The 15049-nt window shown below is 68.4% G+C and carries 11 protein-coding genes; 8 read left to right on the top strand and 3 right to left on the bottom strand.

Annotated features, from left to right (window positions below):
• Positions 1-13 precede the first annotated feature (13 nt).
• The 3 genes from ACYDAT_RS01095 (at position 14) to purH (ending at position 3341) form a co-directional block, all read left to right on the top strand.
• Entirely contained in the window at positions 14-1219 is a 1206-nt protein-coding gene (locus tag ACYDAT_RS01095; protein ID WP_461441257.1) for a zinc-ribbon and DUF3426 domain-containing protein, read from the top strand.
• Positions 1220-1354: 135 nt separating this feature from the next.
• Positions 1355-1633 carry a helix-turn-helix domain-containing protein gene (locus ACYDAT_RS01090; RefSeq protein WP_461439894.1) on the top strand — a complete coding sequence of 93 codons (279 nt, stop codon included), beginning with the start codon at positions 1355-1357 and terminating at the stop codon, positions 1631-1633.
• A gap of 127 nt (positions 1634-1760) precedes the next feature.
• Complete coding sequence (gene purH, locus ACYDAT_RS01085; RefSeq protein WP_461448236.1) at positions 1761-3341, top strand: bifunctional phosphoribosylaminoimidazolecarboxamide formyltransferase/IMP cyclohydrolase; 1581 nt, start codon at positions 1761-1763, stop codon at positions 3339-3341.
• A gap of 13 nt (positions 3342-3354) precedes the next feature.
• Here purH and ACYDAT_RS01080 read toward each other — a convergent pair whose 3' ends face one another.
• Positions 3355-3801 (bottom strand): DUF2782 domain-containing protein, encoded by a 447-nt coding sequence (locus tag ACYDAT_RS01080; RefSeq protein WP_461439892.1) that lies wholly within the window; start codon positions 3799-3801, stop codon positions 3355-3357.
• 120 nt (positions 3802-3921) lie between these two features.
• On the opposite strand from ACYDAT_RS01080, the gene polA reads away from it, so the two are divergent.
• The 5 genes from polA to uvrD all read left to right on the top strand — a co-directional run bounded on the left by polA (position 3922) and on the right by uvrD (position 11252).
• Entirely contained in the window at positions 3922-6660 is a 2739-nt protein-coding gene (polA, locus tag ACYDAT_RS01075) for a DNA polymerase I (protein ID WP_461439891.1), read from the top strand.
• A gap of 366 nt (positions 6661-7026) precedes the next feature.
• Positions 7027-8091, top strand: coding sequence for a saccharopine dehydrogenase family protein (locus ACYDAT_RS01070; RefSeq protein WP_461448235.1), 1065 nt, complete (start codon positions 7027-7029; stop codon positions 8089-8091).
• 66 nt (positions 8092-8157) lie between these two features.
• Positions 8158-8727 carry a TIGR00645 family protein gene (locus ACYDAT_RS01065; protein WP_461440162.1) on the top strand — a complete coding sequence of 190 codons (570 nt, stop codon included), beginning with the start codon at positions 8158-8160 and terminating at the stop codon, positions 8725-8727.
• Positions 8728-8773: 46 nt separating this feature from the next.
• Positions 8774-8992 carry a hypothetical protein gene (locus ACYDAT_RS01060; protein WP_461440161.1) on the top strand — a complete coding sequence of 73 codons (219 nt, stop codon included), beginning with the start codon at positions 8774-8776 and terminating at the stop codon, positions 8990-8992.
• 70 nt (positions 8993-9062) lie between these two features.
• Positions 9063-11252 (top strand): DNA helicase II, encoded by a 2190-nt coding sequence (gene uvrD, locus ACYDAT_RS01055; protein WP_461448234.1) that lies wholly within the window; start codon positions 9063-9065, stop codon positions 11250-11252.
• Between the two features lie 137 nt (positions 11253-11389).
• Here the strand turns inward: uvrD and ACYDAT_RS01050 are convergent, their stop codons facing one another.
• Positions 11390-14044, bottom strand: a complete 2655-nt coding sequence (locus tag ACYDAT_RS01050; protein ID WP_461448233.1) for a M16 family metallopeptidase — start codon at positions 14042-14044, stop codon at positions 11390-11392.
• A gap of 80 nt (positions 14045-14124) precedes the next feature.
• On the bottom strand, positions 14125-15027 hold the full coding sequence (gene prmA, locus ACYDAT_RS01045; protein WP_461440158.1) for a 50S ribosomal protein L11 methyltransferase: 903 nt from the start codon (positions 15025-15027) through the stop codon (positions 14125-14127).
• Positions 15028-15049 lie beyond the last annotated feature (22 nt).

Genomic DNA, 15049 nt, shown 5'->3' with positions numbered 1-15049 from the left:
ACCGACGCCGACGGTGCATTTGTTGCGCACGCGCTACAGCCCGCGCGGCGCACTGTTTCAGGCGGGCTACACTCGCGTCATGTACACCCAATGTCCGCACTGCCTGAGCGTGTTCGTGATCGAGGCCGAGCGCCTCGGCAGCGCGCACGGCCATGTGCGCTGCGGGCAGTGCGCGGCGCTGTTCGATGCGCTGCCAACGCTGTGCGACGAGCTGCCGCCCGAGCCTTACGTCACCCTGCTGCGTCAGGACGGTACCGCGTCGCCACCGCAACTGGATGCGCTGATGACGCCGCCCGAGCTGCCCGCCGCGCTGGCCGCCGCCGAGCATGCGGCGGCTGAATCGGCGGCGCGGATGCCGGCGCCGCCCGCGCCCGCCACCGCTGCCGTGGATCAGCTCCGGCCGCAGTTGCCGCCTGCAGCATCGCGAGCGCATGACCCGTGGCATTTTGCTGAGCTGATGCCGCGCGACGACACCGACGATGCTGATGCTGTTGCAGAACCCGTGGCGGCGGCGGATGTCCACGCCACTGTCGGCGACACGCGAGCGTTCGCCATGGCATCGGAACCCGATGCGTCGGCCGCGGCAAGCGCCGCATTGGCAGCGGGAGCCGACGCCGCCACCGCTGAACACACGGTCGCACTCGCGCGCGATGCCGCCATCATCGACGCGATCACGCAGGCCTTGCCTGCGCGGCACACGGATACGCTCGCGCCTGCCACCGCGCCGGCGTTCGCGCGCAAGCGCCGCCGCGGCACGCGCTGGCTGTGGCGACTGCTGGCGCTGCTGCTGACGCTCAGCCTCGGCGTGCAACTGACGTGGATCGAACGCGCCGCGCTGACGCGCAACGCGCTCACGCGCCCATGGCTGCTGAGCGCCTGCCAACTGCTGCGCGTACCGCCACCGCAGGTGCGCGATCTGGCGCTGCTGCAACTGGGCGCGCGCGATATCCGCCCGCATCCCGACGTGCCCGGCGCGCTGCTGATCAGCGCCACGCTGCGCAACCGCGCGCCGTGGACGCAACCGTATCCCCTGCTTGAGGTGAGCCTGTCCGACCTCTCCGGCAAACCGGTGGCGCTGCGCGTGTTCGCGCCCGACGCGTATCTCGGCAGCCGCGCGCTGGCGGCGCGCGGCCTGCCCGCCGACGCCAGCGCCGCGATCAGCCTGGAGGTGCGCGATCCCGGTCGGCAGGCGGTAGCGTTCGCGATTCATCCGCGCTGAGTCGCCGCGACGACCACCGCGCCTGACAGCGCCCAGGGACGCGAGTAAACTTTCCTCCCCCCGCTCGCCGGCGGGGCGCGACGGTGTTGCAGCAACAAAACGCCGCGCACGAACTGCCCCCGGGGATTGGATTCGATGTCAGCCGCTTCCGCAAAACCCAATGCCGCCGAGAGCGATTGCGGCGACAACGCGCTTGCCCAATGCGTCACGCAACTGGTGCGCCGCTACCTGCGCGATCTCGACGGCAATGCCGCCGATGCCGAGTTGCACAACCTGGTGATGCACAGCGCCGAGGCGCCGCTGCTGCGCGAGGTGCTGGCCTGGCACGGCGGCAACCAGAGCCGCGCCGCGGCCACGCTGGGCATCAACCGCGCCACGCTGCGCAAAAAGCTCTCGCAACACGGGCTGGATTGAGCGCGGCAGCCGCCTTGCGCGGCTTATAATCGGCCACTTGATTCCGGGCGCGGCGCATCGCGCAGCATCACGACGCCCCGCGTTGATCCGATCAGGCATCGACCGATGCCCCCATCTGGAGTGCATCATGTTCGACACCACGCTGGCGCCGGTGCGGCGCGCATTGCTGAGCGTTTCCGACAAGCACGGGTTGATTGATCTGGCGCGCGCGCTGGATGCGCTCGGCGTGGAACTGATCTCCACCGGCGGCAGCGCGCGCAGCCTGCGCGAGGCCGGCCTGCCGGTGCGCGAGGTGCGCGAGCTGACCGGCTTCCCCGAGATCATGGACGGGCGCGTCAAGACGCTGCACCCGAAGGTGCACGGCGGCCTGCTCGGCCGGCGCGGCATCGACGAGGCGGTGATGGCCGAGCACGGCATCGCGCCGATCGACCTGCTGATCGTCAACCTGTACCCATTCGAGCAAACGGTCGCACGGCCTGATTGCACGCTGGACGAGGCCATCGAAAACATCGACATCGGTGGACCGGCGATGCTGCGCGCGGCGGCCAAGAACCACGCCCACGTCGCCGTGGTGGTCGACCCGGGTGATTACGCCACGCTGATCGAGGCGCTGCGCAACGAGGGCGGTACCTCGCTGATGCTGCGCCGGCGTCTGGCCGCCAAGGCCTATGCGCACACCGCGCGTTACGACGGCTTGATTGCTGACTGGCTGGGCGCGCAGATCGAAAGCGCGCGCGGCGAGCCGTTTGCACCGACGCTGCATCTGGCACTGCGCCGCGCGCGCAGCCTGCGCTACGGCGAAAACCCGCATCAGGCGGGCGCGCTGTATCTGGAGCCGGGCGCGGCGCAAGGCCTGGCCGCCACCGCGCGCGTGATCGGCGGCAAGGAACTGTCGTATAACAATCTCGCCGACGCCGACGCCGCGCTGGAATGCGTCAAGGCGTTCCAGCGCACCCCGGCCTGCGTCATCGTCAAGCACGGCAACCCCTGCGGCGTGGCGCTGGACGCGGACATTGGCGCCGCCTACCGCGCCGCCTACGCCTGTGATCCCACCTCGGCCTTCGGCGGCATCATCGCCTTCAACCACGCGCTCGATGGCGCCACCGCGCAGACCATCCTCGCGCAACAGTTCGTCGAGGTGGTGCTGGCGCCGGAAATCAGCGTCGAGGCGCAGGCCGCGTTCGTGAAGAAGCCCAACGTGCGCGTGCTCGCCACCGGCGCGTGGGCCGAGCAGGCCCTGCCGGCGCGCGAGCTCAAGCGCATCGCCGGCGGCTATCTGGTGCAGGACAGCGACCGCGACACGCTGCTGCTGACCGATCTGAAAGTGGTCACGCGGCGCGTACCCAGCGCCGAGGAGTTGCGCGATCTGCTGTTCGCCTGGCACGTGGCGATGTACGTCAAATCCAACGCCATCGTCTACGCCAAGGGCGGGCGCACGCTGGGCATCGGCGCCGGACAGACCAGCCGCGTGGTCAGCGCGCGCATCGCCGCGCTCAAGGCGCAGGAAGCCGGACTCGACCTGCACGGCGCGGTGCTGGCCTCGGACGCGTTCTTCCCGTTCCGCGACGGTATCGACGCCGCCGCCGCGGTCGGGCTGCAAGCGGTCATCCAGCCCGGTGGTTCAATGCGCGACGCCGAGGTGATCGCCGCCGCCGATGAACACGGCATGGCCATGGTGTTCACCGGCGTGCGGCATTTCCGCCACTGACGCGCGCGGGGCCTCAGTGCCCCCACTGGTACAGCGTGTAGAACACCGGCTGCACCGGACCTTCGTGTTCGTTGCGCTGCAAGCGGCCTTGCGGGTTGGCGTAAAAGGTCTGCACCGGGCCGTGCTTGGGAATGATGCGGATCATCACCAGGTTGCCGCCGGCGCGATATTCCTCGACCACGTTACCCTTGACCTTGCGCACGCTCACCGTCGGCGGCGGTTGGCCCATGGCGTCGTGCGGCGGCAGCGTCGGCGCGAGCGATTCGTGCAGCGCGCTGGCGGCCTGCGCCGGTGTGGGCGGTGGTGGCTGCGGCGGCAGCGCCTGCGGCTGCACTGGTTGATCGAGATCCGGCGGTGGCGGGATGCTGGCCGGTGGCGCGGGCGGTACGGCGTGCGCGAAAGCGCTGCCAGCCAGCAACGCGCCGATCAGAACCAGGACTTGCGTGGATTTTCTGTCCATGACGAATACTCCAACGGGCTGACGGCGCCAGCCTATACCTTGCGAGGTGCGGCCGGTGCGCTGTGCGGCAAGGCCCGATATGAAAACCGCGTGCGCGGCATCACGATGCGACAATGCGGCATGCCCAAACTCGTGCTGATCGACGGGTCTTCGTACCTGTACCGCGCTTTTCACGCGCTGCCACCGCTGAGCAACGCCGCGGGCGAACCCACTGGCGCGCTGTTTGGCGTGGTCAACATGCTGCGCGCCACGCTCGCGGCCCAACCCGATTACCTGGCCTTCGTGCTGGATGCATCGGGGCCGACCTTCCGCGAGCAGATCGATCCCGCGTACAAGGCCAACCGCCCGCCGATGCCGGATGATTTGCGCGCGCAGGTCGAGCCGATGCTGGCCATCGTGCAGGCGCTGGGCCTGCCCACGCTGCGCGTGTCCGGCGTCGAAGCCGACGATGTGATCGGCACCCTGGCCACGCGCGCGGCGGCGGCTGGCATGGACGTGGAGATTTCCACCAGCGACAAGGATTTCGCGCAACTGGTGGGCCCGCGCGTGACCTTGGTCAACAGCATGGATCGCACGCAACTGGACCGTGCCGGCGTGCAGGACAAGTTCGGCGTACCGCCCGAGCGCATCGTCGATTACCTGGCGCTGATGGGCGACAAGGTCGACAACATCCGCGGCGTGGACAAGTGCGGGCCCAAGACTGCGGCCAAGTGGCTGGCCGAGTACGGCGATCTGGACGGGGTGATGGCGCACGCCGACGCCGTGTCCGGCAAGCTGGGCGAGAACCTGCGCGCGGCGCTGGCGTTCTTGCCGCGCTCGCGGCAACTGGCCACCATCCTGACCACGCTCGATCTGGACACCGCGCCCGAGCAGCTCGCGCGGCGCGCGCGCGATGTCGAGGCCTTGCGCGGCCTGTATCAGCGCTATGGTTTCAACAATGCGCTGGCGGCGCTGGAGCGCGGCGACGAGGAACCCGCGCCGCGCCCGGCCGCGCGCGCGCCGACGCCCGCGCCAGTCGCGACCGAAGCCGCGCTCGACCCGGCGCTGGCCGCGCCCGGCCAGTACACGCTGATCGCGACCGCGCAGGATTTCGACGCCTGGCTCGAACAACTGCGTGACGCGGCGCTGATCGCCTTCGATACCGAAACCACCTCGCTGGATGCGATCGACGCCGAGATCGTTGGCGTGTCCTTCGCCGTGCAGCCGGGCGTGGCCGCCTATGTGCCGCTGGCGCACGACTATCCCGGCGCGCCGGCGCAGCTCGAGCGCGCGCGAGTGCTGGCCGCGCTCAAGCCACTGCTGGAAGACCCCACGCGGCCCAAGCTGCTGCAAAACGCCAAGTACGACATGGAAGTGCTGGTCAATCACGGCATCGCGCTGCGCGGCGTGGCGCATGACAGCATGCTCGAATCCTACGTGTGGAACGCCACCGCCACGCGCCACGACATGGACTCGCTGGCGCGGCGTTATCTCGGTTACACCACGATCAAGTTCGAGGAAGTCGCCGGCAAGGGCGCCAAGCAGATTCCGTTCGCGCAAGTCGATGTGGGCACCGCCACGCGCTATGCCGCCGAGGACGCCGACATCACCCTGCGCCTGCATCACGCACTGTGGCCGCGCCTGCAATGCCAGCCCGGCCTGCGTCGCGTCTACGAAGACATCGAACTGCCGCTGGTGCCGGTGCTGGCGCGCATGGAGCGCCACGGCGTGCTGATCGACGCCGATCAGTTGCGCCGCCAGAGTCAGGTGCTGGCCGTGCGCATGCACACGCTGCAACAACAGACCGAACGCGAGGCCGGGCAGCCGTTCAATCTCGACTCGCCCAAGCAACTGCAGGCCATCCTGTTCGACAAGCTGGGCCTGCCGGTGCATGTGAAAACACCGGGCGGCCAGCCTTCCACCAACGAGGAAGCGCTGGAGGCGATCCGTGACGCGCACCCGCTGCCGGGGCTGGTGCTCGACTACCGCCTGCTGGCCAAGCTACGCTCGACCTACACTGAGAAACTGCCGGCGATGATCAACCCGCGCACTGGCCGCGTGCATACTAGTTATCACCAGGCGGTGGCGGCCACCGGGCGCCTGAGTTCGTCCGATCCGAACCTGCAGAACATCCCGGTGCGCAGCGAGGAGGGCCGCCAGATCCGTGTCGCGTTCATTGCCCCGCCGGGCTGGGTGATCGTCTCCGCCGACTACTCGCAGATCGAGTTGCGCATCATGGCGCACCTGTCCGCCGACGCCGGCCTGCGCGCGGCGTTCCAGCGCGGCGAGGACATCCACCGCGCCACCGCCGCCGAAGTGTTCGGTGCCACGCCAGAGAACGTCAGCAGCGAACAGCGCCGCGCCGCCAAGGCGATCAACTTCGGCCTGATCTACGGCATGAGCGCATTTGGTCTGGCGCGCCAGCTCGGCATCGGCCGCGGCGAGGCGCAGGCATACATGAACCGCTACTTCGAGCGCTATCCCGGCGTGCGCATCTACATGGACGCGATCCGCGCGCAGGCACAGCGCGACGGCTATGTGGAAACCCTGTTCGGCCGGCGCTTGTATCTCGACGATCTGAAATCGCGCGACGCCGCGCGCCGCGCCGGCGCCGAGCGCGCCGCGGTCAACGCGCCCATGCAGGGCACGGCGGCCGATATCATCAAGCGCGCCATGATCACCGTGGACTCATGGCTGGCGCCGCGCGCGGACGCCAACTTGCTGATGCAAGTGCACGACGAACTGGTACTGGAAGTCGAACTGCGCGCACTGGACGAGATCAAGGCCGGCCTGGTCGCGCGCATGCAGGCCGCCGCTGAACTCGCGGTGCCACTGCTGGTCGAAGCCGGTCATGGCGCCAACTGGGGGCAGGCGCATTGAGGCGGAAGTGGACAGTAGGGAGTAGGGATCTTTGTCCCACTTCCTACTCTCCACTTCTCCGCTCTCGCCACACAAAACTCGAACAACTCCCTGTTTTCCATGCCCATGAATCAACAGTAAACGTTTTCAGCGCGGGGTTTTGAACTTTTGCTGGGTAGCATCATCTAAGTTTTCGGACGCACGCAACGGCGTCCCCGAGGTCCGTTTCCCCTCCCCTGGTGCGGGCCTCACGGAGTCAGATCCCTCCCCTGGTGCTGACTCCACCCCAACCCCGAGAGCTCCCCCCTGGCTCTCGGGGTTGTTTTTGCCCGCGCGCCGCGCCGCGCCTGCTAGCATCGCGCACGCTGTCGGCACAGGAGGCCGCGCATGAAACCCTGGATGATTTACGGCGCCAACGGCTACACCGGCAGATTGATTGCCGAAGCCGCCGCCGCGGCCGGCTTGCGCCCGCTGCTGGCCGGGCGCAACCGCGAAACGGTGGGGCCACTGGCGCAGCGTCTGGGCCTGGAAAAACGCATCTTTCCGCTGCTTGGACAGCGTTCGATCGCAACCAGTCTGGAGGGCGTGGGTCTGCTGCTGAACTGCGCCGGGCCATTTTCGGCAACGGCCGCGCCGCTGCTCGAAGCCTGTCTGGCCGACGGCACGCATTACCTGGACATCAGCGGCGAGATCGACAGCTTCGCGCACTGTCACGCGCAGCACGAGCGCGCGCAGGAGGTCGGCATCGTCGTGCTGCCCGGCGTGGGTTTCGATGTCGTGCCCACCGACTGCGTGGCGCTGATGCTCAAGCACGCGCTGCCGCGCGCCGACGAGTTGATCCTCGCCATCGAGGGCGGCGGCGGCATGAGTCCGGGCACCGCCAAGACCAGTCTCGAAGGCGCGCGCGGCGGTGGCCGAGCGCGCGTGCGCGGCCAACTGCAGCGGGTGCCGCTGGCATGGAAGACGCGCAACTTCACGCGCGCCGGCCAGACGCGGCAGGCGGTAACGATCCCGTGGGGTGATTTGCACACCGCGTGGGTATCCACCGGTATCGCCAACATCGAGACCTACATGGTGCTGCCGCCGCGCGCCATCGCCACGCTCAAGCGCGTGCGCTGGCTGCGCCCGCTGCTGGGCTTCAAGCCGGTGACGCGGTATTTGCTGGCGCGCATCGAGCGCGGCGTGTCCGGCCCCGGTGCCGAGGCGCGCGCGCGCGGCCGCAGCCATGTCTGGGGCGAGGCGCGCAGCGCCGACGGCAGCGTGGCGCGCATCGAGCTGGATGCACCCAACGGCTACGCGCTGACCGTCGTCACCGCGCTGGCCATCGTGCAGCGCATGCTGCAGCAACCGCCCGTGCCCGGTTACTGGACGCCGGCGCAATGGCTGGGCGCGGAATTCGTGCTGAGTCTGCCGGGCGTGCATCGCGTCGAAACACAAACAAGCATGACCTGAGGCAGGCGGCAGGCGCGACGCGCGCGTATACACTCGGGTCACATCCCCCCGCACGCCACGCCACGCATGACGACTCAACCCGATCCCAGCCGCCGCCTCGCGCCACTGCCGCATCTGATCTTCGCCTCGCGCTGGCTGCAGTTGCCGCTATACCTGGGCCTGATCGTGGCGCAGGGCATTTACGTGGTGCAGTTCCTGCGCGAACTGTGGCATCTGATCGACACCACCCTGCTCGGCGGCGGCGCGGGCGCCGGGCCGTATTCGCCCGAAGTGATGATCATGCTGACCGTGCTCGGTCTGATCGACGTGGTGATGATTTCCAACCTGCTGATCATGGTGATCGTCGGTGGTTACGAAACCTTTGTCTCGCGGCTGCGGCTGGAAGGTCATCCGGACCAACCCGAGTGGCTCAGCCACGTCAACGCCACGGTGCTCAAGGTCAAGCTGGCCACGGCCATCATCGGCATCAGTTCGATCCACCTGCTGGCCAGTTTCATCAAGGCCAGTGACCTGCTTGATCGCGTGATCTTCTGGCAGTTGCTGCTGCATCTGACCTTCGTGGTCTCGGCCGTGGCCATTGCCCTGATCGACCGCATCATGAGCCCACCACCGGCACGCGCAGCAGCGCAAGCCTGAGGCAACCCGCCATTCAATTTCCCACGCCACACCCAGGAGCAATGCCATGCGCACCACCCTCATCGTGATCGGACTACTGCTTGCCCTCGGCGGTTTGTGGATCGGCTTCGGTCACGGCCACTACGATCGCACCCGCACCGCCGCCAGCGTCGGCCCGCTGACGCTGAAAACCACCAGCGAGCAAAGCATTCCGGCACCCATCGGCTATGGCTTGATCGCGATCGGCGTGGTGCTGATCGGCGTCGGCGCGCTGCGGCGACGCTGAGCGCCATCGGCGCGCCCTGCTCAGCGCGCCGACGCCGGTCAGCCCGGCGCGTGGCCGATACAATGCGCGCATGGATGTCTCGCATTTGCTCGACGCGCTCAACCCGGCCCAGCGCGAGGCGGTGAGCGCGCCCGCCGGCCACCTGCTGGTGCTGGCCGGGGCCGGCTCCGGCAAGACCCGCGTGCTGACCCACCGCATCGCCTGGCTGATCGAGGTCGAGCGCGTGCCGCCGTGGGCGATCCTCGCGGTGACTTTCACCAACAAGGCCGCCGGCGAGATGCGCGGGCGCCTGGACACGCTGCTGCAAGGCCGCACGCAGGGTCTGTCGGTGGGCACCTTCCACGGCATCGCCCACCGCCTGTTGCGCCGCCACTGGCAGGAAGCAAAACTGCCGCAGATGTTCCAGATCCTCGATGCCGACGACCAGCAACGCCTGCTCAAGCGCGTGATCAGTGGCCTCGGCTTGGACGAAGCGCGCTATCCGCCGCGCCAGACCACCTGGCAGATCAACGCCTGGAAAGACGAAGGCCGGCGCCCGGACATGCTGGAGGATCGCGGCCACCCGCAAACGCGCGCGCTGATCGACATCTACCGCGCCTACGAGGATGCCTGCCACCGCGCCGGATTGGTCGATTTCGCCGAGCTGCTGCTGCGCGCGCACGAGCTGATGCTGGAGCAGTCCGCCCTGCTCACGCACTACCGCGAGCGCTGGCGCCAGTTGCTGATCGACGAGTTCCAGGACACCAACACCCTGCAATACGCGTGGATTCGCGTGCTCGCCGGCAACAGCGGTCAGGTGTTCGCGGTCGGCGACGATGACCAGGCCATCTACGGCTGGCGCGGCGCGCGCGTGGAAAACGTGCAGCACTTCCTGCGCGATTTCCCGGGCGCGCGCACGCTGCGTCTGGAGCAGAACTACCGCTCCACGGCGACCATCCTCAAGGCCGCCAATGCGCTGATCGCGCACAACGGCACGCGCCTCGGCAAGCAGTTGTGGACCGCCGGCGAGGACGGCGCGCGCATCGCGCTGTATGCCGCCTACAACGAGCTGGACGAGGCGCGCCACGTGGTGCAGCGTATCGCCGAGCATCTCGATGGCGGCGGCCGCGCCGAGGACTGCGCGATCCTGTATCGCTCCAATGCGCAGTCGCGCGTGTTCGAGGAACAACTGATGCAGCAGCGCATCGGTTATCGCGTGTACGGCGGCCTGCGCTTTTTCGAGCGCGCCGAAATCCGCGATGCGCTGGCGTATCTGCGTCTGCCCGCCAATCACCACGACGATGCCGCTTTCGAGCGCGCGGTCAACACGCCGCCGCGCGGCCTGGGCGAGCGCACCCTGGACACGCTGCGCACGCAGGCGCGCGCGGCGCGCGTGTCGATGTGGCAGGCGGCGAGCCTGCTGCTGGCCGACAAGTCCGCGCTGAGCGCGCGCGCCGGCAACGCGCTGCGCGGCTTCATGGAACTGATCCAGCGCATCGCCGCCAGCGCACCGGATGCCAGCGGCGGGCTGACCCTGGCCGAGCACGTCGAACAGATGCTGGCGCTGTCCGAGCTGCGCGCGTTCTACGAAAAGGACAGCCGCGGCAATGCCGAATCGCGCGTGGAAAATCTCGACGAACTGGGCAACGTCGCCGGCCGTTTCGAGCCCAGCGCCGAGGACACCGAAGCTGGTCTGAGTGTGCTCGCCAGCTTTCTCGGCCACGCCGCGCTTGAAGCTGGCGAGGCGCAGGGCGAGGCCGGGCAGGACTGCGTGCAACTGATGACGCTGCATGCGGCCAAGGGCCTGGAATTTCCCATCGTGTTTCTGGTCGGGCTGGAGGAAGGCCTGTTCCCCAGCCAGAAATCGCTGGACGAGGATGGCCGTCTGGAGGAGGAGCGCCGTCTGGCTTATGTCGGCCTGACGCGCGCGCGTCAGCGCCTGCTGCTGAGCTACGCCGAGTCGCGACGCCTGCATGGCACGGAGATGCTGGGGCGGCCGTCGCGCTTCCTCGCCGAGCTGCCCGCGGCGCTGATCGATGAGGTGCGCCCGCGCGTGCAGGTCAGCCGGCCGCTGTACGCCCCATCGCACGCGCGCGAAGTGGAAGAGGAACTGGAGTTGCCCGCGCTGCGTCTCGGCCAGCACGTGCGCCACGCGCAATTCGGCGAGGGCGTGGTGACCGCCGCCGAGGGCGGTGGCGCACACACACGCGTGCAGATCAACTTCGCGCAGGCCGGCAGCAAATGGCTGGTGCTGGCTTATGCCAAGCTGGAGGCGTGCTGACTCGGGAGCCGGTAATCGGGAATGGGGAGTGGGGAGTGGGGAAAACAACCGCAGGCAAACAAATCGTTCCCGTCACCGGTTCCCTACTGCTTACTACCTACTACCTACTCCCCACTATCCACTCCCGGCTTCAAGGCTCAGCGCGGCGCCGGTCCCTTCACCACCTCGACGAAATCCTGGGGCCGGATGTACTTGGCGAAAGCAGTCCGGATTTCCGGCGCGGTGACTTGCAGATATTGCTGCGCGGCGATGCGGGCCTGATCCAGCGGCAAATCGTGCTGCGCGTAGTACAGCAGCGCGCCACCGATGGCGTTGACGCTGGACTCGCCCAGCGGGATGCGCCGGATCAGCATGCCCTGCGCGCGCTTGAGTTCCAGCGCGCTGATCGGCTGCTGCTGCATCTGCTCGATGTCGCGCACCACGATCGCGCGCGCCTTGCGTACCTTGTCCGCATCGCAGCCCAGCGTCACCCGATAGGTCGAGCGCGTGCGTCCGATATCGAAGCTGGAGCTGACCCCGTACACCAACCCGGTCTTGACGCGCAGATCGCGCCACAGACGCGAGGCGAAGCCGCCCTGACCCAGCACCTGATTGCCCACGGTCAGCGCGTAGCGCGCCGGATCGCGCAGCGTCAGCGGCGTGTTTTGCACCAGCGCCACGGTGTCCTGCACGCTGGTCTTGTCCGGCACGACTAGTTGCGTGGACGGGTTCGGCGGCACTGCCGGCAGGTTCAGATCGGGTTTGGGGCCACCTGCGTGCCAGGTGCCGAACCGCGCGGCGATCACGCGCTCGGCCACGACCGGGGTGACTTTGCCGATCACCACGATCGTGGTCAGATCGGGGCGGAAGGTTTGCGCATAGTAGTTTTTGACATCGCTGTAACTGAGCTTCAGCACCGAGGCCGGCGTGGCCTCGCGCAGCGCTGGGTCGTTCGGCGGCAGCAGCGCTTCGTTGATGGCGCGCGCGAAAAGGTAATCCGGGGTTTCCATCTGCCCGGCCAGCGCCTGCGCGGTCTGCTGCTGCACGATCTTGAACGCGGCCTCGGGCAAGGCCGGGTGCAGTTCGTTGCCGGCCAGCAGTTGCACCGCGCGCGCGAAGTGCGCGGACGGCGCCGCGATGGCAAAGCTGTAACCGGCGTTCTCGCTGGCGGCGATGTCGTCCAGCGCCTTGCGAAACGCCAGCCGGTCCAGCGTCGTCGTGCCGAAGTTGAACAGGCCCGAGAGCACCTCGCCGACGCCGTCCTGGCCCTTGGGCTGCTGCAGGTCGGTCTGCGTGCGCACGCTGCCGAGCACAGTCACGGTGTCGCTGATGCTCTCCGGCTGCACGATCAGGCGCAGGCCGTTGCGCAGCGTCGTGGAATACGGCTGCAGCGTGGACTTGGGCAACTCGAGCCGATTGAGCGCGGCGTTGGCCCAGGCCGGCAGCGCCACGGGTTTCTCGGGCGCCGCGGCGAAGCTTTCGGCGCCACCGAAGCCCTTGCCGGCAATGGGCTTGCCGGAGGGCTCCGGGGTGAGAATCGCGGTGATCACATGCGCTGGCTGCAGCACGCTGCGCGCGAGGCGATCGACCTCGGCCGGAGTCACCGCGGCATAGACTGCAGCCATGTCTTCGGGCGAGTCCAGGCCCTGAAAGGCCAGCGCGTTGGTCCACGCATTGGCCAGCCCGGTGATGGAGTTTTTCTGGAACGCTAGTTGCGCGATGGCCTTGCGCTTGGCGGCATCGACCAGATCCGCGGGCACGCCATCCGCAGCGTATTTGGCGAGGATCGCGCGCATCTGCGCCAGCAGCGCTTCGGCGTCACCGCCCTTGGGGAACGCGCCCACGGCGTAGCCGATGCCGGCACGCGGCAGGAACTGGCTCTGGAAGCTGGCGAACAACGCCTTGCCCGCGGGCACCAGCGCATACAAATCACCGCGCTGGCTGCCCAGCACGCGCGCCAGAATATCGGCGGTGGCGTAGTCCCTGGCTCTCAGACCGGGCATGCGATACGCCAGCACCGCCACGCCCACCGGGTAATCGGTGGGATAGCGCAGCGTGCCCGCGCTGACCGGCTGGAAGTCGTAGCGCGGCCGCGCCGGCAGCGTCTTGCGCGGAATCGCGCCGAATAGGGTCTTGATCTCGCCCAGCGTGGTCTGCGGATCGACATCGCCGGCCACCACCAGAATCGCGTTGTTGGGCGCATACCAGGTGTCATAGAACTTTCTCAGCAACGGCGCCCCGGTCTTGTTGAACGAGGGCCGCGTGCCCAGCGCGTCGTGCGCGTAAGGCGTGCCCTTGAACATCGCCGCCAACAGTTGCGTGTTGAACACGTAGAACGGATCGGACAGATCGCGCGCGACTTCCTGTTCGATCGCGCCACGCTCCCTGGCCCATCCCGCCGGGCTCAGATCCAGCCCGCGCATGCGCAGCGCCTCGATGTGCAGCGCCACGTCCAGATCCTGCGCCGGCGCGGTGAAGTAGTACGAGGTCACCGCCTGCGTGGTGAAGGCGTTGAAATCGCCGCCCATGCCGGCACCGATCACCGCCAACTGATCGCGGCTCAGCCCCGGGCTGCCGCGGAACATCATGTGCTCCAGCGCGTGCGCGGTGCCGGGAAAGCCCGCCGGCGCCTCGTCCGATCCGGCCAGATAACTGACCTGCGTGGTCACCACCGGCGCCAGCGTATTGCGCACGATGACCACGCGCAGGCCGTTGTCCAGCGTGGCGCGTACCACGCCCGACGAAGCCGCCGCGGCCGCCAGCGGCAGCAGCAACAGGCATGCGGCGCTCATCCAGCGTGAGAGGGTCTGCATGCGATCTCCCTGCGAGGCCGCGCCGCATGGCGCTATCTTACTGACAGCACACAGCGCGACCGGTTCCCGCCGCCGTGTGTTCAGCCACGCCGACCGCTGAGCCGCGCCCAGTCCTCGCGATGGGCGATGCTCAGCTCGAACGCGCCCAGCGTGACGTAATGCGCGCGCAATTCCTCGGCTTGCTCGATGAGGATTCCGGATAACGCGAAGGGTGCACCCGGCGCCAGCGCGGCCAGCAGCCGAGGCGCCAGTTCCAGCAGCGGAGCGGCGAGAATGTTGGCCACCAGCGCATCGCAGCGCGGTGCGGGCAATGCCTCGGGCACATACAGCGCAAGCTGCGCGTCGACGCGGTTGCGCCGCGCGTTGTCGGCGCTGGCGGTCAGCGCCTGCGGATCGTTGTCCACGCCCAGCGCGTACGCGGCGCCCAGTTTCAGCGCGGCGATGGCGAGGATGCCCGAGCCGCAGCCGTAATCCAGTACCGTCTTGCCACGCAGATCCTGCGCTTCCAGCCACTCCAGACACAGCGCCGTGGTCGCATGCGTGCCGCTGCCGAAGGCCAGCCCGGGATCAAGACGCAGCACCACGGCTTCGGCGTCCAGATCCGTGGGCTCGATGTTCCACGGATACACCCACAGGCGCTGGCCGAAGCGCATTGGCTGATAGCGATCCATCCACGCGCGCGTCCAGTCCCGGTCCGCCACCACGCGCAATTCGATGTGCTCGGGCGCCAGCTCGGGCAGCAGCTCGGTCAGCGCCGCCAGCAACCCGCGCCGATCGGCGCCATCGGCGAACAGGGCCTGCATGCGCACCGCCTCCCACAGCGGCGTCTCACCCACGCCGGGCTCGAGGATGGCGCGCTCGTCGGGCGTGTCGGCGCGCGCGTCGGCGAGGGTCACGGCCAGCGCGCCGAGATCCTCCAGCGCCTGTTCGGCACGCTGCTGCTGGCTGCTGGGCAGGGTGAATGCAAGTTCGAGGAAGGGCATGCGCGCTGCGTGATGGCTGGGC

The sequence above is a fragment of the Metallibacterium sp. genome, from assembly GCF_054637675.1.
Note: the sequence above shows the minus strand (reverse complement) of the source record. Positions and strands in the feature narration are given on the sequence as shown.

What these genes read in the sequence shown, in the direction of transcription:
- ACYDAT_RS01080 (WP_461439892.1), bottom strand. Translation starts at nt 3,801, where the DNA reads ATGGACAGAAAATCCACGCAAGTCCTGGTTCTGATCGGCGCGTTGCTG.
- ACYDAT_RS01050 (WP_461448233.1), bottom strand. Translation starts at nt 14,044, where the DNA reads ATGCAGACCCTCTCACGCTGGATGAGCGCCGCATGCCTGTTGCTGCTG.
- ACYDAT_RS01065 (WP_461440162.1), top strand. Translation starts at nt 8,158, where the DNA reads ATGACGACTCAACCCGATCCCAGCCGCCGCCTCGCGCCACTGCCGCAT.
- purH (WP_461448236.1), top strand. Translation starts at nt 1,761, where the DNA reads ATGTTCGACACCACGCTGGCGCCGGTGCGGCGCGCATTGCTGAGCGTT.
- ACYDAT_RS01090 (WP_461439894.1), top strand. Translation starts at nt 1,355, where the DNA reads ATGTCAGCCGCTTCCGCAAAACCCAATGCCGCCGAGAGCGATTGCGGC.
- prmA (WP_461440158.1), bottom strand. Translation starts at nt 15,027, where the DNA reads ATGCCCTTCCTCGAACTTGCATTCACCCTGCCCAGCAGCCAGCAGCAG.
- uvrD (WP_461448234.1), top strand. Translation starts at nt 9,063, where the DNA reads ATGGATGTCTCGCATTTGCTCGACGCGCTCAACCCGGCCCAGCGCGAG.
- ACYDAT_RS01070 (WP_461448235.1), top strand. Translation starts at nt 7,027, where the DNA reads ATGAAACCCTGGATGATTTACGGCGCCAACGGCTACACCGGCAGATTG.
- polA (WP_461439891.1), top strand. Translation starts at nt 3,922, where the DNA reads ATGCCCAAACTCGTGCTGATCGACGGGTCTTCGTACCTGTACCGCGCT.
- ACYDAT_RS01060 (WP_461440161.1), top strand. Translation starts at nt 8,774, where the DNA reads ATGCGCACCACCCTCATCGTGATCGGACTACTGCTTGCCCTCGGCGGT.